At 29.7% G+C, this 23,297-nt stretch carries 23 protein-coding genes; 20 read left to right on the top strand and 3 right to left on the bottom strand.

What is annotated here, in order from left to right; all coding sequences use genetic code 11:
• Positions 1–742 precede the first annotated feature (742 nt).
• The 12 genes from HW119_RS15150 to HW119_RS15205 all read left to right on the top strand — a co-directional run bounded on the left by HW119_RS15150 (position 743) and on the right by HW119_RS15205 (position 10,446).
• Positions 743–1,285, top strand: coding sequence for a DUF1963 domain-containing protein (locus HW119_RS15150; protein WP_177765832.1), 543 nt, complete (start codon positions 743–745; stop codon positions 1,283–1,285).
• Between the two features lie 235 nt (positions 1,286–1,520).
• Positions 1,521–2,111 carry a Crp/Fnr family transcriptional regulator gene (locus HW119_RS15155; RefSeq protein WP_177765834.1) on the top strand — a complete coding sequence of 197 codons (591 nt, stop codon included), beginning with the start codon at positions 1,521–1,523 and terminating at the stop codon, positions 2,109–2,111.
• A gap of 70 nt (positions 2,112–2,181) precedes the next feature.
• Positions 2,182–3,315 (top strand): FAD-dependent monooxygenase, encoded by a 1,134-nt coding sequence (locus HW119_RS15160; protein ID WP_177765836.1) that lies wholly within the window; start codon positions 2,182–2,184, stop codon positions 3,313–3,315.
• A gap of 5 nt (positions 3,316–3,320) precedes the next feature.
• Positions 3,321–3,749 (top strand): DUF3995 domain-containing protein, encoded by a 429-nt coding sequence (locus HW119_RS15165; RefSeq protein ID WP_177765838.1) that lies wholly within the window; start codon positions 3,321–3,323, stop codon positions 3,747–3,749.
• Positions 3,750–3,976: 227 nt separating this feature from the next.
• On the top strand, positions 3,977–4,795 hold the full coding sequence (locus HW119_RS15170) for an alpha/beta hydrolase (RefSeq protein WP_177765840.1): 819 nt from the start codon (positions 3,977–3,979) through the stop codon (positions 4,793–4,795).
• Between the two features lie 218 nt (positions 4,796–5,013).
• Positions 5,014–5,505, top strand: a complete 492-nt coding sequence (locus tag HW119_RS15175) for a hypothetical protein (protein ID WP_177765842.1) — start codon at positions 5,014–5,016, stop codon at positions 5,503–5,505.
• An 845-nt stretch (positions 5,506–6,350) separates the two neighbouring features.
• Positions 6,351–6,956, top strand: coding sequence for a hypothetical protein (locus tag HW119_RS15180; protein WP_177765844.1), 606 nt, complete (start codon positions 6,351–6,353; stop codon positions 6,954–6,956).
• 2 nt (positions 6,957–6,958) lie between these two features.
• Positions 6,959–8,008, top strand: a complete 1,050-nt coding sequence (locus HW119_RS15185) for a nucleotidyl transferase AbiEii/AbiGii toxin family protein (RefSeq protein ID WP_177765846.1) — start codon at positions 6,959–6,961, stop codon at positions 8,006–8,008.
• Positions 8,009–8,177: 169 nt separating this feature from the next.
• The gene (locus tag HW119_RS15190; RefSeq protein ID WP_177765848.1) at positions 8,178–8,597 is read left to right on the top strand and encodes an SRPBCC domain-containing protein; all 420 of its coding nucleotides are present in this window, start codon (positions 8,178–8,180) and stop codon (positions 8,595–8,597) included.
• Positions 8,598–8,839: 242 nt separating this feature from the next.
• On the top strand, positions 8,840–9,025 hold the full coding sequence (locus HW119_RS15195) for a hypothetical protein (RefSeq protein ID WP_177765850.1): 186 nt from the start codon (positions 8,840–8,842) through the stop codon (positions 9,023–9,025).
• Between the two features lie 24 nt (positions 9,026–9,049).
• On the top strand, positions 9,050–9,475 hold the full coding sequence (locus HW119_RS15200) for a tetratricopeptide repeat protein (protein ID WP_177765852.1): 426 nt from the start codon (positions 9,050–9,052) through the stop codon (positions 9,473–9,475).
• Positions 9,476–9,870: 395 nt separating this feature from the next.
• Entirely contained in the window at positions 9,871–10,446 is a 576-nt protein-coding gene (locus tag HW119_RS15205) for a hypothetical protein (protein WP_177765854.1), read from the top strand.
• A 72-nt stretch (positions 10,447–10,518) separates the two neighbouring features.
• On the opposite strand, the gene HW119_RS15210 is transcribed toward HW119_RS15205, so the two are convergent.
• Positions 10,519–10,998, bottom strand: a complete 480-nt coding sequence (locus HW119_RS15210) for an Lrp/AsnC family transcriptional regulator (protein WP_177765856.1) — start codon at positions 10,996–10,998, stop codon at positions 10,519–10,521.
• 98 nt (positions 10,999–11,096) lie between these two features.
• Here HW119_RS15210 and HW119_RS15215 point away from each other — a divergent pair, with 98 nt between their 5' ends.
• Positions 11,097–12,029 (top strand): DMT family transporter, encoded by a 933-nt coding sequence (locus HW119_RS15215; protein ID WP_177765858.1) that lies wholly within the window; start codon positions 11,097–11,099, stop codon positions 12,027–12,029.
• Between the two features lie 142 nt (positions 12,030–12,171).
• On the opposite strand, the gene HW119_RS15220 is transcribed toward HW119_RS15215, so the two are convergent.
• Positions 12,172–13,779, bottom strand: coding sequence for a DUF4139 domain-containing protein (locus tag HW119_RS15220; protein WP_177765860.1), 1,608 nt, complete (start codon positions 13,777–13,779; stop codon positions 12,172–12,174).
• 150 nt (positions 13,780–13,929) lie between these two features.
• Here HW119_RS15220 and HW119_RS15225 point away from each other — a divergent pair, with 150 nt between their 5' ends.
• Complete coding sequence (locus HW119_RS15225) at positions 13,930–14,499, top strand: 2'-5' RNA ligase family protein (protein WP_177765862.1); 570 nt, start codon at positions 13,930–13,932, stop codon at positions 14,497–14,499.
• Positions 14,499–15,215 carry a DUF4184 family protein gene (locus tag HW119_RS15230; protein WP_177765863.1) on the top strand — a complete coding sequence of 239 codons (717 nt, stop codon included), beginning with the start codon at positions 14,499–14,501 and terminating at the stop codon, positions 15,213–15,215. The genes HW119_RS15225 and HW119_RS15230 overlap by 1 nt, the downstream gene beginning before the upstream one ends.
• A gap of 19 nt (positions 15,216–15,234) precedes the next feature.
• Here the strand turns inward: HW119_RS15230 and HW119_RS15235 are convergent, their stop codons facing one another.
• Positions 15,235–16,500 carry a DEAD/DEAH box helicase gene (locus tag HW119_RS15235; protein ID WP_177765865.1) on the bottom strand — a complete coding sequence of 422 codons (1,266 nt, stop codon included), beginning with the start codon at positions 16,498–16,500 and terminating at the stop codon, positions 15,235–15,237.
• 222 nt (positions 16,501–16,722) lie between these two features.
• On the opposite strand from HW119_RS15235, the gene HW119_RS15240 reads away from it, so the two are divergent.
• From HW119_RS15240 to HW119_RS15260, 5 genes are all read left to right on the top strand, one after another.
• On the top strand, positions 16,723–18,504 hold the full coding sequence (locus tag HW119_RS15240) for an AMP-dependent synthetase/ligase (RefSeq protein ID WP_177765867.1): 1,782 nt from the start codon (positions 16,723–16,725) through the stop codon (positions 18,502–18,504).
• Positions 18,505–18,704: 200 nt separating this feature from the next.
• Complete coding sequence (locus HW119_RS15245) at positions 18,705–19,133, top strand: MarR family winged helix-turn-helix transcriptional regulator (protein WP_177765869.1); 429 nt, start codon at positions 18,705–18,707, stop codon at positions 19,131–19,133.
• Positions 19,134–19,159: 26 nt separating this feature from the next.
• Complete coding sequence (locus HW119_RS15250) at positions 19,160–21,550, top strand: 3-hydroxyacyl-CoA dehydrogenase/enoyl-CoA hydratase family protein (protein ID WP_177765871.1); 2,391 nt, start codon at positions 19,160–19,162, stop codon at positions 21,548–21,550.
• Between the two features lie 44 nt (positions 21,551–21,594).
• On the top strand, positions 21,595–21,948 hold the full coding sequence (locus tag HW119_RS15255) for a four helix bundle protein (RefSeq protein ID WP_177765873.1): 354 nt from the start codon (positions 21,595–21,597) through the stop codon (positions 21,946–21,948).
• Between the two features lie 52 nt (positions 21,949–22,000).
• The gene (locus tag HW119_RS15260) at positions 22,001–23,182 is read left to right on the top strand and encodes an acetyl-CoA C-acyltransferase (RefSeq protein ID WP_177765875.1); all 1,182 of its coding nucleotides are present in this window, start codon (positions 22,001–22,003) and stop codon (positions 23,180–23,182) included.
• Positions 23,183–23,297: the final 115 nt, after the last annotated feature.

Raw genomic sequence — 23,297 nt, forward strand, 5'->3', positions numbered from 1 at the left:
AAGCCTTTTGAAAATAATAGAAAAAACGTTAATTCAAGACTTTCGGTTTGGATTTATTGATGTCAACGGAAAAGAAATAGTACCAGTAAAATAGTATGAATTAGAAGAAGTTATTGAAGCATTAAAAAATACTTATAAAGAATGAAAAAATTAATCAAAATCATTGTATCAGAAAATTCATTTAGAGATGAATAACCTGATAAAATAATTGGTTCAAATATTAGCGTTATCAATGTTTTACGTGAAGAAGGCACAGAAATTGACCCAATTCACGACGATGCGATGTTGAGCTATTATGTTGATTTTTATTTAGTGCAATATAACAATGGAAATTTGTAACGAAACTTTGCAAACCTTGAGAAATCAAATGCAAAACCAAAGAAACAAAATACATCACGAAAAAAGCATAGAGAACGCTGAACAAATAAGCATATCACATAACAAGCAGTTTGGCAAAAGATCGGAATAACGGCTAAGTTAAACGTTCGTACTTTTTATGCCGCCAATGCTGTGAGCATTAGCTTTTTTTCTTAATTTAGTAAATAAAAATTTGCTTTTGCACAATCTTGCTAAATTGAAACTTTGCGCTTCAATTTAGCAACACTGACGCTAGGACTCGAAACCTTGGTGGCAATTGTTTGACCAACCTCACAAATAAAAAATATCAAATGGACAAAACAAACACAAATATTTGAAATTATTAGCTTTACTGCTGACAACATACAATATTATCCAGCATTCTATGAAACACGAAAGTTGGATGCTTAAAAATTATGTAAAACACACTGAAATAGAAATTCCATTAGGATACTCTCGTTATGGTGGAGCAGTTGTTGATTTACTAAATGAAAATGAATATCCAAAAGATTTACGATTTGTTGCTCAACTTGACTTAGCACAATTTTCGCCATTTGACAGTTCAGGTTTGTTACCAAAGTCAGGACAACTTATTTTTTTTGCTGACATAATGAATGATATAGGTAAAGTAATTTATGCTGATACTGAAACACTGGAAGAACGATTTAGAGAATTAGAAGACGAAGATGAGGAAGAAGAAACAAACGAAGATGTAAAAATATGGGATTATTTTTTAGGTTCTGACAAATCAAAAATATTCGGAATTTATACACATTGCCAATATGAACAAAAAGAAATTGAAGAAATCACTTTTTCTGACAAAATTCTACTTCTACAAATAGGCGAAAATGGTTTTAGTAACGAAAGTATTTTTAGTGTAACAATTCAAAGAGAAGATTTGAAAAAACTTAATTTTGACAATTGTTAATTTGCGTGGGGACAATCGTAACCAAGAAAACAACTACCGTCAACACAGTTTAGCGCAATGGTGAGTAAAGGCTAATCTCAAAGTTGGTTTACTTTTTTAACGTACTCACCTATTTCATTTTTATTTATTAAATTTAAAAATCAAAATGGAGTTGCTAAGTTTTTGTTAATCGTAAAGTTTTATTTTTATGATTTCCCAACTGCATGAAGCTACGAAAACGTTGTAAGCAGAAATTATGAACCAGATATATCGTAATAAATTAATACAAACATTTCAAATCAAAGAAGAATTGTTTGATGAACTATATTCATTGTTGCAATTTAAGGATGTATTGAAAAATGAATATCTCCTTAAAGAAAATGACATTTGTTCCTTTATCGGTATAACATTAGATGGCTCATTGCGAACTTTTTATTCTAACGAAAACGGAGAGGAAATAAACTTCTTATTTCACTTTGACCATCAACTTGAGGATATCGTTTTTACAGATTATGATAGTTTCTTACGTAGATCTACTTCAAAACTAAATATACAAGCATTAGAAAACTCTACAGTTTGTTTAATCAGTTATGATAATTGGAATCAGCTTTCTAACAGTAGCATATACTGGCAACTTTTTTCGAAAAGAATGACAGAACAAGTCTATTTTTTTGCAAAAAAACGAATAGAAGATTTATTGTATTATTCTCCTGAAAACAGATATTTAAAACTTTTAAAGGAAAATCCCTTACTTTTTCAAAAAATCCCTCAAAGGCATCTCGCCAGTTATCTTGGAATTACGCCTCAATCATTAAGCAGAATCAGAAAACGCATTTGCACTAATTAACTTAAGTGAACGTTTTTTGATGACTTCATCGCTAATTTTATCTTTCAGATTATATCAAATTAATATTAAAATGAAAGGAACAATAAGTATTATTGGAGCAGGAATTGGCGGATTAACAACAGCCTTAATACTGAAACAGAAAGGAATCAAGCCAACCATTTTTGAAGGTTCTAAAGAAATTAAATCAGTTGGAGCAGGAATTATAATTGCAAATAATGCAATGCAAGTCTTTAAAGGACTAGGTATTCATCGCAAAATTGAAAAAGCTGGGAATAAAATCTCGTTTATGAAAATTACAGATGATCAGCTAAACAATTTGAGTAAAATAGACCTAAGTACTTACGAACAGAAATATGATGTTCAAAATACAGCCATTCATAGAGGAGTATTACAAAAAATACTCATAGACGAACTTGGTCTTGACCATATTCATTTATCAAAACGACTTTCTAAAATTCAAAAATCAGAACTTTTGAAGCTGACTTTTGAAGACAATTCAACGATTGAAAGTGACATTGTAATTGGAGCAGATGGAATAAAATCAGTAGTTAGAAATCAATTATTTGAAAAAAGCACATTACGCGACTCAAAACAAATTTGTTGGAGAGGTATTTGTGAAACACATTTACCTCAAAAATATCATAACGAGCTTAATGAAGCTTGGGGAAAGGGAAAACGCTTTGGCTTTGTAAAAATAAGTGATAAAGAAGTGTATTGGTATGCGTTGGCAAATTCAAAAAATTTAGAGCCCAACAATATAAATTTAGCAGATTATTTTAGTGAATTTCATGTTGATATTATAAATATAATTTCAGTCACTAATAAAGAGAAAATTATAGTGAGTGATGTTTTTGATCTAAAACCAATCGACAAATGGCAAAGTAAAAATATATGCTTAGTAGGTGATGCAGCTCACGCCACTACGCCAAACTTGGGACAAGGAGCTTGTCAAGCTATTGAAGACGCGTACGTATTAGGTGAACTTTTGAGTAAGAATATCCCTATTGGAAACGCCTTTAAAAAGTATGAAAATATAAGAAGAAAAAAAGCACTTGCGATTGTAAATACAAGTTGGAGAATTGGAAAAATGGCACATATTGAAAATAAGTATGGAATATGGTTGCGAAATTTGGCAATGAAAAATACACCAAAATCAGTCAATAAAAAAAGTATGGATAAGATTTTCAGCTTAAACGTAATTTAAACTATATGGTAACAATAATAGCGGTTCTTTTAATTAGTATTTTTTCATTGCTTGCTTCAATCCATTTTTACTGGGCATTTGGAGGAAAACGTTGGAATGATTCTGTTATACCAACTAAAAAAAATAATGCACAAGCAAGAATGCCAGGTATAATAACAACATTAATTGTTGCATTTGGTTTATTAGGTTTTGGGCTTGTTGTTTTGTTGAATATAATAGATTTTAAACGATCATTATTGCTCGAGTCTGTTCAGCTATATGGACTTTGGTTAATCGCAAGTATTTTTATCCTAAGAGCTATTGGTGAATTTAAATATATTGGTTTCTTCAAGAAAATTGATCAAACAAAATTTGGAAAAAACGACACAAGGTACTATTCTCCATTATGTTTATTAATTGGATTATTGGCAATTTTATTAAAACTATTGACGTAAAACTATCGGTAACTCAAGTTTGGTTCAATGAGTAATAAATATTAAATTCGAAGTTGATTTTCTTTTTTGTTGCACTCGCTTATTTCATTTTTTTAATAAATTTAAAAATCAAAAAGGCGTTGCTTAGTTTTGGTCAATCGTAAAGTTTTATTTTTCGTTGCTTAGTTAAGTACCAAAACGTAGTACGTCTATTTAAAACGACATTTTACAAAAAATAAATATAAAATATGAAATTCATTTATTACAACTTAATTTTTATACTTGTAACATTAACAAGTTGCTCAAACTCATCACAGCCAAACGACCCTATTCCAGAATACGAAACTTTTAAAATTCAATCTAAACAAGTTGGAGAAGAAAGAGTAGTGAATGTTTGGACACCAGAAAATTATAATGCAAGTAAAGACTCTTTGCCCGTAATGTATATGGCAGATGGTGGAATAAAAGAAGATTTTCCTCACATTGCAAATACTTTGGATAAACTAATTAAAGAAAAGAAAATAAAACCTTTAATACTTGTCGGAATTGAAAACACGCAACGAAGAAGAGATTTGACAGGCTTTACAGAAGTAGCGAAAGACAAAGAAATTGCACCAGTTGTTGGTGGTTCAGATAAATTTAGAGCATTTATCAAAGACGAACTTTTCACTGAAATTAAAAATCGATACAGAACAACATCTGAAAAAAGTATAATTGGAGAATCTGCATCAGGACTTTTTGTAATGGAAACATTTTTTCTAACACCAGAAATGTTTGACAATTATATCGCATTTGACCCATCACTTTGGTGGAACAATCATTATTTGGTAAAAACGGCAAAAGAACATTTAGCGAAATTCCCAACTTCAGAAAAACGAATTTGGTTTGCAGGGTCAGATGCAGAAGATATTTCGCCTTTTACAAAAGAATTAGCTGACATTTTCAAAAAAGAGAACAAAGAAAATGTCAAATGGAAATTTTCGAACGAACCAAAAGAAAGTCATATAACAATTTTCAGAGCAACAAAGGAAAAAGCAATTATTTGGACACTAAACAAAACTGAATAAAAAGCTGAATACACAACATCGGTTTTTCGAAATGACAGTCTAGTGTAAATATAGAAAGCTTCTTTTTTTTTTTGTCGCAATCGTCATTTCAATTTTTATTATTAAATTTAAAAATCAAATAGGCGTAGCTTAGTTTTGGTTAATGATAAAGTTTCTGCTTTATTTTTCGCTACATGCGCCAAGCTTCGTCACATAAACAGTAATTTTAAACAGAACATATGTGGACACATAAAAACACTTTTGGAGTAGGCGGACTTGAAAATATTGGATATGTTTCCAACCAAGATTTTTTAATTGTTTTGTCAAGTCAAGGACAAGGTATTTTTGATTGCAAGACAGGAGAAAAAGTTGCAAGAAAACATGACGACTCTGATTGGTGGCACAAATTAAACAAGTCAACAAATTCAATTGTTGGTTTTGACTTTTTAGCAAACATAGAAATTAATACTTGCGGACTTTATGGAGAAGATAATTTATCAAAGACAACACAAGACGGTTGGACATTGATTATTTCTGACCCGGAACCAGATGACAAACCCTTTGAAAGATATTTAGTGAATAGGATTTATCTGCAATCACCTGACAGAAAAGTAAAAATTTTTGTAGGAAAAAACGGTGCCTGTGAGCTACGAGCTTTCGGTTTTTCCGACACTGGTAACACGTTCATAATTGCTCTAAGTTGTGATTTGATAATTTATAGTAGAACATAAACACTACGATAAAAAAAAAACAGCTTACACGGTTTTGTATCATATTATACAGATGTACAAAAGATTAAATTTAGTTTTTCAAATGGCTTTTAGCTATAGTTTGGGCTTTCAATTCATAATTCCAACTACAACACAAAGCACTAAACTTTAGCGAAAATATCAAACACTTTCTAGATTTTTTTTTTAAAATGGATATACTTTCTTTTCTAAATGCTTTAAGTGATATGGAAATTGCATATTTCTATACTTATCGTTTTCCTCAATATTGAAAAAAAATGCAAATTGAACTGAAAAACTACATATTTCATAAGAGAAAATTAACTAAAAATTAAATTTCAAATTTAATCCAAAAAGAAAAAAAACTCATTGAGAATGCTTGTAATCGATGTGGTTCAACAAAATTATTTCAATATGATATTGATGATCACACAATTGATACTAGATATTTTAGTAAATATAACAAACCAAAAATAGATGAAGCTATGTCTTTAAAGTTTGTTAAGATTTCGCAAAAAGAATGTATAGTCTGTGGTCAAAAAATTAAACGATTTAATAGAACAAAAAGAATATTATATCTTGTCATTTGTATAATTATTATGTTTTTGATGAGAAACATCTTTGGCTAAAATTTTTTTTACGAAATTTCAGGTTAAAGTAAATATAAAAATTTATGTGTGTTTTTCTGACATTAGTCTTTTATATTAATTTTTTTTAAATTTAATAAATAATAGGCTATTACTTTTCTTCTACAAGATTAAAAGTTTTGACTTTCTAATCCATTACAATCGGCAATATATGTCCGATTAGTAGTAATTTTATTAAAAAAGAGTAATTACATTATTAAAGTGTATAAAATTGTACCATTTGAAATACATATTACTACAAACTATTTGACCCCATGTCGTCAAAATGAGTTTATTGCTGTATGTGCTAAGATTGATGCCAAACCATTAATGATAGAACTTTCGGCGGGTAAATTTATAAAACAACCTATGTTTAGTAAAATAGTATTTTCAGATAACATTAAAAATGTTTTAGCCATTTCTACCGAATTATCAAAACATTTAACTAAAGAGAATTTTATAATTAAACGTCTCAAAATTGAGATTCCTGCAGAAAATTTCGATTTATTTCAAAATTATAAATCTTCTTTTCAAAAATATTTTGAATGGCACGGGAAAATTGATTATTCTCAAATTGATAATTTAAATGAGATTTGTAAAAAACACAACGTGCATTTATCATTAAATTCATTAAAAAATGAAAGTAATAAACGTTTTATCACTTTGAGAGAATTTGGATCTAAAATTGAATTTGAAAACAGAGTAAATAAACTCGTAAAAGACCTTAAAAAAGGTAATTGGACAATTTTTAAACAAGAAGCAGAATATTGTATTTATGATAACAATAAATTTCTAGATACAGGCTGGCTACCTCAATTAGAGAATTAAAAATGGAAACAACCGAATACAAAAAATTTGAGATGATAGCTCACGAAGCTTTTATTCGTAGAGCTGCTTTAATCAATTCTCCTTTTATGTTAAAAGGTAGTTATGTAACTCGACAATATTTCAATAATTCTAAAGATAGAATTCCTGCTGACCTTGATTGGGTTTACCTAAACAAAATCAATGATGAAGATACTGCAAAAGAAATATTTAATAAATGGGCTACTGAAATAACTGAACTTAAATTAAATGATGGGGTAAAATTTAGATCTTTTAAGGAAAATGAATTTTGGAGAAAAATTGACTATGCTATGGCAGATGATTTTCCAACAGTTAATACTGATTTAATATGTTGGGTTGGAGAAACTAAACTTGATATTGATATAGACATTTCATTTAACTTGGATATTGACCACTCGCCAATTTCATTAATTTATAAACCAATTAATGGAGAATTTTTTATTATAGCTAACACTGTTCCATTAAGTTTACAAGTGTCTTGGAAAATACACCAAACACTGGTAAGGCCTCGTTTTAAGGACTTATTTGATTTAATACATTTAGTTCAAAACCATAGCTTTGATAAAAAAACATTAGAATTATCTAAACAGGCACTTATCAAGGAATGCAAAGCAGACAATGTGGATTTAAATAAATTGGTTTATTTTCTGAATTATGAAATTGACAAACTTTTCCCAAATAATTCCATTAATGAAAATTGGGATTATTGGAGGCTTCAAATAAAAAAACAAAATTATACTGAGAGAAATATTTTAAATTATGATAGTGCAGCTGATTTAACAGACGTAGATAAATTACCTGTCAGTTTATCTATTTTTCTAAAACAATTTAAAGAAACATTGGAAAGTAAAGGGCTAAATATAGAATTAATTACTGATTTAAAAATCTCTCCTACAAAGGATAAAACAAAGCTTGATGGGACAAATACCAATTTAAATCAAAATACCGTTCAACTGCAAGATAGTAAAAAACCAATTGTGTTGGCTAAACAGAAAGTTAGTATTTGGAATAGTATTAAAAAGATATTTAAATAAAACTTAATCTAACTCGTTGTTTGAAAAAGAACTTAATTCAGTCTAAATTGAACGTTTCGGATTTGATTTTTTTTTCTTCGATAAATTACAAGACTGTTTGATTTCATTGTAAAGTACAACCAAAAAAAAATATTTTAAACGAAAATAAAATCACAAATAAAAGGGACAAATGAAAATAATTGTTGAAGCTATCATTTCAAAAGATACTAACTTAGTTTGGGACTTTTGGACAAAACCTGAACATATCACAAAATGGAATTTTGCCACAGATGATTGGCAATGTCCAAAGGTAGAAAATAATTTAGAGGTTGGTGGAAAATATTTTGCAAGAATGGAAGCTAAAGACGGAAATTTTGGATTTAACTTTGAAGCAATTTATGATGAAGTGATTGACCTACAAAAAATCACTTATACAATGAGTGACAATAGACAAGTAACAACAACGTTTGAAAATCTTGACGGTAAAACAAAAATAACTACAATTTTTGACGCTGAAAGTTCAAACCCAATAGAAATGCAACAACAGGGATGGCAAGCGATTTTGAACAATTTTAAGAAATATACCGAAAAAAATTCACCGTTAAAATAGCTAACTGTTAACACAAGTTTAGCGCAATGGTGAGTTAAGGAAATTCTTATATTTGTTGTTGTTGTTGTTGTTGTTGTTGTTGTTGTTGTTGTTGCACTCACCTATTTCAATTTTATTTATTAAATTTAAAATCATTAAAAAGTAGATTATTTTGAGTTATTTTTAAAATTTTAGCATTATTTCTTTGCAAGTACATCAAACTTCGTAACGTTAGTTAAAATTTTAACCAAACCAACTCAAAAATGAAGAAAATAAAATTAGTATTACTTTCCTTAATATTGATTAATTGTCAAACCAAAAAATTAATTTCTAAATATCCAGTAAATATTGGCGATATTGAATTTGATCCTAAAACTGATAATCCAAATTTTAAACTTTGTTTTGATAAAAATGTACTTCAATATTTTTGGGGCACAAATGAAATTTAAAATTTTAAAGGTGAAAAAATAGCATTGGACAAAACGTTTTTTGATAATTATAAAAATCAAAATTTTACCGAACAATCAGGTTTAATTAGAATTAGATTTATAGTGAATTACAAAGGTGAAACTGATAGATTTAGAATTTTGGAAATGGACGAAAAAGGAAACCTTGGGTATCGTGGATGGTGTAGACACCAATTTTTCAGAGATTATAAAGGAGCGATTGAAGATTTTGAAAATTTAGAAAAATTGTTTAATGACATTGGATATTCACAAAATGGCTATTATCATTTGCAAATTGTTAAAGCAATATGTTATAGTGCCTTAAATGAAAAACAAAAAGCTATTGAAATCATAAAAAAACAATTTGAAAAAGAAAATTATCAAATTGGCCTTTTTGATTATTATCAACTTGGTGTTTGCTATTATCAACTTGAAGATTTCGAAAATGCTTAAACTGCATTTCTCTAACAATCAGGCATCAGTGAATTTGCTGAAAATTATTACCATCTTGGAAAAATTGCAAAAGTTCAAAATAATACTCCTCAATTTGAAATCTATAAAACAAAGGGAATTCATTTATACCAAAATGGAAATTATTTAAAAGATGATTATACACATCATTATAACAAAATTTATTTGGAAACTATTGAGAATGAATAAGTGTGTTTTTTTATTAATAGTAATTACAAAATCAATATTGAAGTTTTCTTACATTGAATATTTTTACAATTTTTAAAATAAAAATAAATTCCGTTTTATTTTTTGGTTAACTCACCTATTTACGATTTGTCGAACAATATGCTCTAAACCAAAATTCATAATAAATATAAATTAAACTAAAATATCAAATGAAAAAACTTATACTATTTCTATCAATTATATTTATTTTTCAATGTTGTAGTAGTACTAAGCGAAATAATTCAACTAGTATAAGTCAAAAAATAAATAATCCTAAAGAATCAAAAAACATCAATTACACGGTTGAATCTATAAAATACATTCGCGAAATACCATATATTGAAAACTGTAATGATCAAATTTTTTGGAATTTAGTAATACAAGGTAAAGATAATATTCCTGATTTAATTGATAAATTAACTGATGAAACCAAATTAGAAGCCGTTTATGTACCAAGTTTTGGTGATGAATATACAGTTGCTGACGTAGCTTTAATAATTCTCAAAGAAAAAATAAAAGACATTCCTATTTTTGAAATCATAAATCAAAATCTTAGTACCGAATGCGGATATTGCACTTATTGGTATTTTGTGAGGGGAAATAAGAAAAATAGATATTTTTTACAGAATAATTTCAAAAAATGGTATGAAACCAATGAAAATAATTTAATTTGGGTTGAGTCATTAAAATCATTAACAGGCGATTGTCTTTCACCAGCAAAAGGACATTATGAAATTAAAAAATAAGTCATTTTACTCGATAATATGAGATAAGTTAACAAAAACTACAAAATGTATAGTCCACACAAATTTTAAATTCTATTTCTCATGTGGTTTGAACAAATTTAAAGGCAATTCCAAGCTGTTTTTTGTAATTCCCATGACGACAATTGTGCGAAACTTTTTGATATTTTCATTGCCAAAAAATATGCTTCGGGTAAGATTTTCGTAATAAGCCATTGATGGAACAACCATTACCAGAAAAAAATCGGACTCGCCAGTAACATAATAACATTGTTGAATTTCAGAAACTTTTTCAAATTCATATTTCAAAGCATCTATTTGTTCTATTTTTTCGCTGTCCAAAAAAATCTCAACAAGAATAGTAACATTATTTCCTATTTTTTCTCTATCAATTACAGTAATATCTTTTTCGATAATTCCCAATTCGCGCATTTTTTTTATTCGCCTCTGGACTGCAGCTGCAGATAATCCAATTTCGTATCCAACATCTCTTTGTGGAGTTAAATTATTCTTTTGAAGAATATTTAAAATTTTATAATCAAATAAATCTAACATTCAAAAATTATTAATGAAACAAAATTGCAAAATAATCATCAAATTTAATGAAAAAACAATATCATTTTAGTGCAATTTTGCAAAAACAATAGATTTTAATGGATACGAAAACTAAAAAGGGAATAATATTAGGAATAATAGCTGCAACATTTTGGGGAATTTCAGGAACGTTAGGACAATTTTTATTTCAACATAGAGGAATAAATGTAGAATGGCTCATTACATTGAGATTATTACTATCGGGCATTGGACTTTTAATTCTTGCAAAAAGCACAAAAAATAATATTTTGGAAATTTGGTATCATAAAAAAGATGCCATTCAACTTTTTACTTTTAGCATATTAGGAATGGTTGGTGTGCAATATACTTATTTTGCTGCAATTAAACATTCAAATGCAGCAACTGCAACTGTTTTACAATTTGCGGGGCCAATATTTATTGCCGTTTTTTTAGCTTTGAAATTTAAAAAATTTCCCAATAAACTAGAGTTATTAGCCATAATTTTAGCCGTTATAGGAACTTTTTTGTTAGTGACTAAAGGAAATTTCAATTCACTTTCGATTTCTGGAACCGCTTTGTTTTTTGGAATTGCTTCTGCAGTAACATTAGCAATTTATACGTTACAACCCAAAAAATTATTAAAAAAGTATAATTCAGCTTTAATTGTTGGTTGGGGAATGCTTATTGGTGGAATTGTCTTCAGTTTTGTAAAAGCGCCTTGGAAAGTTTCAGGTGAATGGGACATAAAAACATTTTTGGCAATAGCATTTATAATCATTTTTGGGACATTGATTGCTTTTTTCTCATATCTAAATGCGGTCAAAATTATTGGCGGTCAAAAAACAAGTTTACTAGCTTCTGCAGAACCACTAGTTGCTGTAATTTTATCAGTCATTTGGTTAAAAACCTCATTGTCTATTATTGAATTCATTGGTAGTCTTTGTATAATCTCAACGGTATTTTTATTAACAAAAAAGAATCCAAATAGAAATCATGTACAAAAATATATAAAAAAACAAAAAATGATGTGAAACAAAAATTTAATTATCTTTATATCTAAGAAGTAAAAAGTGTGTAAGTTTTAAACCAATTTATGCTTATTTTTGAAAAAGGCTCAGATTACAAAATCCAAGCCCTAATATTTTTAATTTACATACTTTAAGATACAATATCTTAATGATGATATCGAAGATTATATTCTTTTGGATATTTTATCTCATACGAAAATGGAATTTTAGCCATTGATCCACTTGCTATATTCCTATTCCAAAGAATTGAACCAGTATCTTTATCAAAATTACCATCGCCAAGTTCCAAAGCTTTTACAACAATTTTACTGTTTTCACTTATCGGAATTTGGTCTAAAATTTCGATATCAATGGAACTTTTTGTATTATTTCGAATTGAAATTTCGTAAGTTTCTGTTTCCCATTTATTCGAATTTAATGTTTTGGTTGCCGTTTTATCTTCTATTTTAAAACGTTTTGCAATAATTCGTTCGTCAACACCTAAAGAAATCGGGAAATCATCTTTTATATAATTTGTGGTAATAGAAGTTTTTCCAATATAATTATCATCAAAATATATCGAAGCTTCACCCGAAATTAAATTTAAGTTTTGCCAATTTTTCACAAAAGCCATTAAATAAACCTGATTGCTTACTTTTGGAACTACATGATATTTATATTCGGCTTGAACCGTTTTTTTATCCAAAATTACATATTGCTCTTTGTCTTGACTTTTTATATTTTGATTGTAATTTAATTCATACAAAATATTCATCTGACTTTCTGCAACTTGAGTAACAGGAACATCAAACGCAACTTCTTCTGACTTTTTATCACGCATTTGATAACTATTTGCATAAACTCGCATATCGCTTGAACCTTTAGCTGATATCATATCAAAATTCTGAGAAACATATTCACTTACATACAACGGATTTAAAATTGGTCTGTCTTGATTATAAATCGGTAAATAAGTTGATAAATGAAGTTTTATGTTATTCCAGTCTTGTCCTGTTTTTTGATACACAGCACCTTTATAAACTATTTCTAACGGTTCTTTTACAGATATGGCTCTTAAATCATAAGACGGAACCCAACCTGCATTATTTACAACATACGAAATATTTATGGATACGTTTTGAGTTGATTCTGATTGAATCTCTAATAAAAGCTCTTTATTATTCTTGTTTTTATTAACTCCAAATTCTTGAATCTTATAATTAACATCTGTAATTTTAGTTTGTAAATCGCTAATTTTTTCATTCAACTCAAATAATTGTGTTTCAATAGTTAGCATTCGCGTAGAATAAAAATCAGAAAGTTTAATTAATTGTTCTTGAGGCGTTACCTTGTCACTTTCAGAAACTTTTAAATTATTTTCGATTAAGTTTTTTTCGCCTTCAAGAGTTGAAGTTTGAATTTCAATTAAACTTTTTTCTCTGTTTAATTTTTTGGCTTCTTCAATCAAAGCTTTTTCTTCAGCAGTTGGTTCAACTTTGTCAAGATAATTATTATGCGGAACAATGGACATTAAAGTTGTTCCTTTCTTCATTTCTATTTTATAAGTTTCGTCAATCAAATCATTTGGTAAATTAACAATCCGAATTTGATTAATTCCTTTTTGTAAGTTCAATGAAGTTTCACCAAAAACTTTGGCCTTTGATAAATAAACTGTTGCAGCTTTTACCGTTATTTCTTTTTTGATTTCTTGAGCATTGACATTTAAATGAGTAGCCAATAAAACAACAAAAATCCAGATGTTTTTTATATTCATAATTACATGTAGTTTGGTTAAATTGATAAAAAGTTAACAAAAAATTATCGGAAATAAAACAAAAATCGTGCTAAAATCATTTTACATAAATAATGATGTGATTTAAAACCTTAACATCAAGAATTAAAACAACTTTACTATTTTTGATTTATGGAAAATCTAAATCAAAAATATAGCATTGCAATAGTACCAAAACCCGAAATTGTTTTACTAATAAAATCATATAAAGATTTATTAGCTAGTAAAATAGGTAGCTATAAAAGTAAAAATGCAATGGCACATATTACCATAAAAGAGATTTTTGCTAACGAAAGAGAACTTGAACTTACTATAAAACAACTTAATCGTTGCTGTGAAAATGTTTTTCCGTTTTCGGTTCATTGCGCTGATTTTGGAAGTTATCCAAGTAATAAAACAATCTATATTAAACCTGATTTGGATTCAAAAAAAGTCTTATTCGAGATAATGAAAAAAGTTCAGAAAAGTACATCAATCAAAAGCAATCACATCAGTTCTGACCCGCATATTTCAATTGGAAGAGGAATTGTAAAATTTGAAGAAGCCTTAGAAATTTTAAATTTTCCGTTAGATTTTAATTTTATAGTAGATGCAATTGTCATCCGAAAATTCAATCCAGAAATTAGACAATATGAAATTTATAAAACCATTCCGTTTTTGAGTTTACCTAATCAAGAACCTCAACAAATGAGTTTGTTTTAATGCCATTTACATTTGCGCATCCAGCAATTTTATTACCGTTCCGAAACAAACTTTCTGTAACGGGTTTAATTATTGGTTGTATGTCTCCAGATTTTGAGTATTTTATACGATTAAAAATTTATAGTAATTTCAGTCATACTTTCTGGGGCATCTTTTTTTTCTGTTTACCTGTTTCATTAGTACTTTCGATATTATTTCATCAAATTATTCGAAAACCATTGATAGAAAATGTTCCAAATTATATATACTCAAGAGTTGCTGTTTATCATGATTTCAGTTGGATGAATTATCTAAACAATAATAAAATCAAAATAATTTTATCGATTTTAATTGGTGCTTTTAGCCATATTTTATGGGATAGTTTTACACATGATGACGGATTTTTTGTAAATCAACTTGACTTTTTGAAAAGTAATTTAACAATTCATCAAAAGGAAATTCCTGTTTTAAAAGTTTTACAACATTTAAGTACAATTATTGGTTTAAGCTATATGTTGATTCTTTTTCATCGATTACCAAAATTAAATAAACCAAAAAATCGAATTGGATTGCGCTATTTCTTTATGATTTTTATACTCACAATTTGTTTTATTTTACCATTAATCCAAATAAATCCGAATACTTTAAAAATTGGAAATCTAATAGTTTGTTCAATTAGTTGTACTTTTATTTCAATTGTAATAACATCTATTTTTATAAAGAAAAAGCAACCTTAAATCTAGGTTGCTTTAAATTTTAAATTCTATTTCGTTTTTGTTTATTTGACCTTTCAGTTGCTTTGGCTTTCGTTTTTTCTTTTGGTTTAATATTTGATTGTTGCGAACGACTTGGTCTAGCCTTTTGTTCTTTCTTTTCAACAACAAATACTTCCATCGGATACGGGTGATTTTCAATTACTGGCACTTGAATTCCAGTGATTTTTTGAATATCTTTTAAATAAGCTTTTTCTTCATAATTACAATACGAAATGGCAATTCCTTTTGCTCCTGCTCTACCCGAACGACCAATTCTGTGGACGTAGGTTTCAGGAATATTAGGCAAATCGTAATTAATCACGTAAAGTAAATTATCAATATCAATTCCACGAGCTGCAATATCTGTTGCGACTAATACTTTAATTTCTTTCGATTTAAAATTATCCAACGCGCGTTGTCTTGCATTTTGTGATTTATTTCCGTGAATCGCGGCAGCCTTTACGTTATTCTTTTCTAAAAAACGAACTATTTTATCTGCACCATGTTTAGTTCTTGTAAAAACCAAAACACTATCATCAATATCTTTTCTTAAATTATCTAATAATAAAAAATTTTTATTTTCTTTATCGATAAAATAAACTGATTGCTGAATGGTTTCAGCTGTTGTAGATGCAGGTGTTACCTCAACTTTAACCGGATTTGTAAGTATTGAATTAGCCAAACTCAAAATACTATCTGGCATGGTAGCTGAGAAAAATAAAGTTTGACGTTTTTTAGGAATTATTGTTAGAAGTTTTTTAACATCATGAATAAATCCCATATCCAACATACGGTCAGCTTCATCCAAAACAAAAATTTCGATGTGCGCTAAACTGATGTATTTTTGATTGATTAAATCTAAAAGTCGTCCTGGAGTTGCTACTAAAATATCAACACCATTTTGTAATCTTTTTACTTGATTATTTTGATTAACTCCTCCAAAAATAACCGTGGTTCTCAAATTTAGATTTTTTCCATATTCTTGAAAATTTTCTTCAATTTGTGTAGCTAATTCACGTGTTGGCGTTAAGATTAAAGTAGTTATTTTTCGCTTACCTTTTTCAGGTTCACGTTTTGCTAATTGTTGTAAAATCGGAATTGCAAACGCAGCGGTTTTTCCTGTTCCTGTTTGTGCGCATCCAAATAAATCTTTTCCTTGTAAAACATGCGGAATTGCTTGTTCTTGAATAGGTGTAGGTTTTTCGTATCCTTGGGCTTCTAAAGCCTTTTGAATAGGTTCTATTAATTGTAAATCTTTAAATGTCATTCTGTGTTTGAGGAAATTCTATCTAAATACAGAATCCTCTTTTTATAAAATTTTTACAAAGGTGCGTTTTTAAAATGAATAATCTATTCTTTTTTATGATTTGTTGTACATAAACAATAAAATCCCTTATTTTTTATGCATAATAAAAAAAAGTTGGAATTAAAATTTATTATACCTATTTTGCATTAAGAATATTTAAATTTTTAATAAAACATAAATATTATGAACACTATAATCACACGACTATTTGATATCCCTTACTATCAACTTCAACATTACCCGTTAGATAAGACTTTTGTTACAAAACAAAAGGGCGTTTGGGAATCTACTTCTACTACAGATTATATAAACAAAGCAAATGCCGTTTCGAGAGCATTGTTGCAAATGGGAGTTAAAAAAGGTGATAAAATTGCACTTATTACTTCTAGCAATAGAACGGAATGGCATATTATGGATATTGGTATTCTTCAAACAGGCGCTGTTACTGTACCGATTTATCCGACCATTTCCGCGGATGATTATGAATACATTATTAAACATTCTGAAAGTATTTATGTTTTTATATCTGACAAAGAAATTCTAGAAAAGTTAGATAAGGTAAAGTTGAATATTCCTAAATTAAGAGGTATTTTTTGTTTTGATGAAATTTCTGGATGTGCCAATTGGATACAAGTTTTAAATGCTGGTTTCGAAGCTTTTAACCAAGACCAAGTTGAAGCTGTTCGCAATAACATTCATCCAACAGATTTAGCTTCCATTATTTATACATCGGGTACAACCGGTAAACCAAAAGGTGTGCTTTTAACTCACGAAAATATCATTGCAAATGTGCTTGGTAGTACAGAACGTTTTGATATTATTCCCGGAACATCAACATCATTAAGTTTTTTACCTTGTTGTCATATTTTTGAAAGAACCGTATTATACATTTATCAATACAACGGTGTATCGATTAACTTTGCGGAATCGATTGATACCATTTCGCAAAACTTACAAGAAATCAAACCTAAATTAATGACGGTTGTGCCTCGAGTTCTTGAAAAAGTTTACGATAAAATTCATGCAAAAGGTTCAGAATTAACCGGAATAAAAAAGAAATTATTTTTCTGGGCAATGAGTTTGGGTGAAAAATACGATGTGCCAAACACCAATAGCGGATGGTACAATTGGCAACTTAAATGGGCAAGAAAATTAATTTTCTCAAAATGGCACGAAGCTCTTGGAGGAAATTTAAATTATATGGTTTCTGGTTCTGCTCCACTTTCGCCTCGTTTGGCTAAAATTTTTGCAGCTGCAAATCTTCCAGTTTTAGAAGGTTATGGTTTAACAGAAACTTCTCCTGTAATTTCAGTTAATGACCGAAGAAATAACGGTTGGCGAATTGGTTCTGTAGGAAAAGTTCTAAGTAATGTAACAGTTAAGATTGCTGAAGATGGTGAGATTTTAGCTCAAGGTCCATCTATCTCACAAGGTTATTATAAAGATGAAGAAAAAACGAATGAAGCTTTTATAAACGGATGGTTTCATACTGGTGATATAGGAAAAATTGACGAACAAGGTTTTTTATTTATAACCGACCGTAAAAAAGAAATGTTTAAAACATCTGGCGGAAAATACATTGCACCACAGATGATTGAAAACACTATGAAACAATCTCGTTTTATCGATCAAATTATGGTTGTTGGTGAAGGTCAAAAAATGCCAGCAGCCTTAATTCAACCCAATTTTGAATTTATTAAAGAATGGGCAACCCGAAAAGGAATAACTCCTGGATTTAGCTTAGAAGAAGTTTGTAAAAACGAAGAAGTTCGTGGCAGAATTCAATCTGAAATAGATACTTTGAATGAGAAATTTGGTAAATGGGAACAAATTAAAAAGTTTGAATTAACTCCAAATGTTTGGTCAATCGATTCGGGTGAATTAACTCCTACCTTAAAATTAAAACGAAAAGTAATTTTAGAAAAATATAAAGAGTTACATAATAAGATTTACGAAATAAAATAAACTGCAAAAAAAATGAAAGCTTTCTCTAAATTTGAGGAAGCTTTTATTTTTAAAAAGGACATATTTAATAAATTAAAACCAATGAAAAAACATTTTTTTTAAACATAATATAAAAAATATATAAACTTATAAAATTTTAAAAAAATAGTATGCATGCATACTATTTTTTTATTATATTTGAGTTATTACAAATTTAGCTTATGAAAAATCAAACTATAGATTCAGTCATTAAAGCTACTTGGCAGGCCATTGCGAGAATGTATAACGAAGACGCTTCTAAATACGGTGCAACAATGGCTTTGGGATATGCTCTTTTAAATATCGATAAAGAAGGAACTCCTTCAACATCTTTAGCTCCAAAGTTAGGAATGGAACCAACGAGTTTAACTCGAACACTAAAAACAATGGAAGAAAAAGGATTAATCGAAAAAAGAAAAAATCCAAAAGACGGACGAGGTGTTTTTATACATCTTACTTCACTTGGAGTTGAAAAAAGAGCTTTATCTAAAGGTAGCGTTTTGCAGTTTAATGATAAACTTTTAGAAACATTTACACAAGATGAATTGGTTAAATTTATTGAAATGCATCAAACCATTCAAGAACTAATCGCATCGAAAAAAATATATTAACGAACAACTAAATATTCATACCAATTATGAAAAGACTTATCAAAAAAGTGGCTGTTATCGGTTCCGGAATTATGGGTTCTGGTATTGCATGTCATTTTGCAAACATTAGTGTCGAAGTTTTATTATTAGACATCGTTCCAAATCAATTAACAGAAGCTGAAGAAAAAAAGGGTTTAACTCTAGAAAGTAAAGCAGTTCGTAACAGAATGGTTAACGACAATTTAGCAGCATCTTTAAAATCTAACCCGTCTCCTATTTATGACAAGAAATTTGCAAACCGAATTTCTACAGGAAACACGACAGATGATTTAGCTAAAATCAAAGATGTTGATTGGATAATTGAAGTTGTAGTTGAAAGACTTGATATTAAAAAAACCGTTTACGAACAAATTGAAAAATTCAGAAAACCTGGAACTTTAATTACTTCAAATACTTCTGGAATTCCGATTCAGTTTATGAGCGAAGGTCGTAGCGAAGATTTCCAAAAACACTTCTGCGGAACACACTTTTTCAACCCTGTTCGTTACTTAAAATTATTTGAAATCATTCCAGGACCAAAAACATCGACTGAAGTTTTAGATTTTTTAAATGGTTATGGAGAAAAATTCTTAGGAAAAACATCGGTTATAGCTAAAGATACTCCTGCATTTATTGGTAACAGAATTGGAATTTACGGAATCATGAGTTTATTCCACTTGGTAAAAGAAATGGGATTAACTATTGAAGAAGTTGATAAACTAACAGGTCCAGTTATCGGACGTCCTAAATCAGCAACTTTCCGTACGGTAGACGTGGTTGGATTAGATACTTTAGTTCACGTTGCCAACGGATTATATGAAAACTGTCCGACTGACGAAGCTCATGAACTTTTCAAACTTCCTTCATTCATCAACCTCATGATGGAAAACAAATGGTTAGGAAGCAAAACAAAACAAGGATTCTACAAAAAAGTAGATAAAGATATTTTATCATTAGATTTAGAAACTTTAGAATATCGTCCAAACAAAAAAGCTTCTTTCCAAACTTTAGAATTAACTAAAACAATTGATAAGGTTGTTGACCGTTTTAAAGTCTTAGTTAAAGGAAAAGATAAAGCGGGTGAATTCTATCGTAAATCTTTTGCAGGTTTATTTGCTTATGTATCTAACCGCGTTCCAGAAATCACGGACGATTTATACAAAATTGACGATGCGATGAAAGCTGGTTTTGGTTGGGAACATGGACCTTTCCAAATTTGGGATGCTGTTGGTGTTGAAAAAGCATTAGAATTTATGAACGAGTTAGGTGAAAAACCTGCGGCTTGGGTTCAAGAAATGCTAGATTTTGGAAACAAATCGTTTTATACAGTTAAAGATGGAGCTAATTATTACTACGATATCGCTTCTAAATCTCAAAAGAAAATTCCAGGACAAGACGCTTTTATCATTCTTGATAACATTCGTGAAGCGAAAAAAGTTTGGGGTAATTCCGATACAACTTTACACGATTTAGGTGACGGAATCTTAAACTTAGAATTCCACTCTAAAATGAACTCTATTGGTGGTGGTGTAATCTCTGGAATCAACAAAGCTATTGATATTGCAGAAAGCAAATACGATGGTTTAGTAATTGGTAACCAAGGTGCAAACTTCTCTGTTGGAGCAAATTTAGGTATGATTTTTATGATGGCTGTAGAGCAAGAATACGATGAGTTAAACTTCGCTATCAAAGCTTTCCAAGATACGATGATGCGTGTACGCTATTCAGGAATTCCAGTAATTGCTGCTCCTCATACCATGACTTTAGGCGGTGGCTGTGAACTTACGATGCATGCCGATAAAGCTGTTGCAGCTGCAGAAACGTATATTGGTTTGGTTGAATTTGGTGTTGGTGTTATTCCTGGTGGAGGTGGTTCTAAAGAAATGGCTTTACGTGCTGCAGACCAATTCAAGAAAAACGATGTTAAATTAAACGTTTTACAAGAATATTTCTTAACAGTAGGTACAGCTAAAGTTGCAACTTCTGCTTACGAAGCTTTCGATTTAGGAATCTTACAAAAAGGTAAAGACGTAGTTGTTGTAAACCAAGCACGTCAAATTGCTGAAGCTAAAAAACATGCGTTATTAATGGCCGAAGCTGGATATACACAACCAGTTCGTCGTAAAGATATTGAAGTTTTAGGTAAACAAGCTCTTGGGGCATTCTTAGTGGGAACAGACGGTATGATGGCTGGTAAATATATATCGGAACATGACCGTAAAATTGCTAATAAATTAGCTTACGTTATGGCAGGAGGAGACTTATCTGAACCAACTTTAGTTTCCGAACAATACTTATTGGATTTAGAGCGCGAAGCTTTCTTATCATTATGTACAGAAAGAAAAACATTAGAAAGAATCCAATTCATGTTAACAAAAGGGAAACCGTTACGTAATTAGTACTAAGACACAAGTATTAAGCATTAAGACAAAAAAAATTGGATATGCATAATTTCGAAAAACTTAAAATTTGGGAAAAAGCGATGGAAATTGCTGTTGAAGTATATGAAATATCATCTCTTCTACCTAAAGATGAAAAGTTTAATTTAATTCATCAAATTAAAAAATGTGCTGTATCTATCCCATCTAATATTGCCGAAGGAGCTGGAAGAAATTACAATAAAGAATTTATTCAGTTTTTAGGAATTGCTAATGGTTCTACATTTGAATTAATAACACAATTAATACTTGCCAAACGTTTAAATCTAGTTGATAACGAAAAGATTCAACCTATAATAGATAAATTGATAGAAGTCTCAAATATGAATTTTGCTCTTAAGAAATCATTAAACAAATGATAAATCAAAGAAAATCTTAATTCTTAATTCTACAATCTTAATACTTAAATAAATGAAAACAGCATATATAGTTAAAGCATACAGAACGGCCGTAGGTAAAGCACCTAAAGGATTATTCCGTTTTAAAAGACCGGATGAGTTGGCTGCCGAAACCATCGAATTTATGATGAATAAAGTGCCACAATTAGATAAAAAACGTATTGACGACGTTATGGTTGGAAATGCGATGCCAGAAGCAGAACAAGGTTTAAACATGGGACGTTTAATTTCATTAATGGGATTAAAAGTGAACGATGTTCCTGGAGTAACTGTAAATCGTTATTGCGCATCTGGATTAGAGACTATCGGAATGGCAACAGCAAAAATCCAATCAGGAATGGCGCATTGTATCATTGCTGGTGGAGCTGAGTCTATGAGTTTTATCCCAATGGGAGGTTATCGTGCTACACCAGATTACGGTGTTGCTAAAGAAGGACATGAAGATTACTACTGGGGAATGGGTTTAACAGCAGAAGCTGTTGCAAAACAATTCAACATTTCTCGTGAAGACCAAGATAAATTTGCTTTTGAATCACACATGAAAGCCTTAAAAGCTCAGGCAGAAGGAAAATTTGATTCGCAAATTATTCCAATCACAGTAGATCAAACCTTTATAAATGAAAAAGGTAAAAAAGAAACAACTTCTTACACCGTTTCTAAAGATGAGGGACCTCGAGCAGGAACAAGTGTTGAAGCATTAGCTAAATTACGTCCAGTTTTCGCAGCTGACGGAACAGTTACAGCTGGTAACTCATCACAAATGTCTGACGGAGCAGCGTTTGTATTAGTAATGTCTGAAGATATGGTAAAAGAATTAAACTTAGAGCCAATTGCTCGTTTGGTAACTTTTGCTTCCGCTGGTGTTGAACCTCGAATTATGGGAATCGGTCCTGTAAAAGCTATTCCAAAAGCGTTACTGCAAGCAGGTTTAAAACAAAACGAAATAGATTTAATCGAACTTAACGAAGCATTTGCTTCTCAATCATTAGCTGTAATTCGTGAGTTAGATTTAAATCCAGAAATCATCAACGTTAACGGAGGTGCAATTGCTTTAGGACATCCGCTAGGTTGTACAGGTGCCAAATTATCTGTTCAGTTATTCGACGAAATGAAACGTCGTGGTAACAAATACGGAATGGTAACTATGTGCGTAGGTACAGGTCAAGGAACTGCTGGTATTTATGAACTATTATAAATTATAAAACACTACAATTTTAAACATAATAAAAACACTGCTTTATTCGTAAAACATAATAAAACACTACATTTTTTTATAAAACATAATAAAGACACTACTTTACTTATAAAGC

This window comes from Flavobacterium sp. I3-2 (assembly GCF_013389595.1).
Taxonomy (GTDB): domain Bacteria; phylum Bacteroidota; class Bacteroidia; order Flavobacteriales; family Flavobacteriaceae; genus Flavobacterium.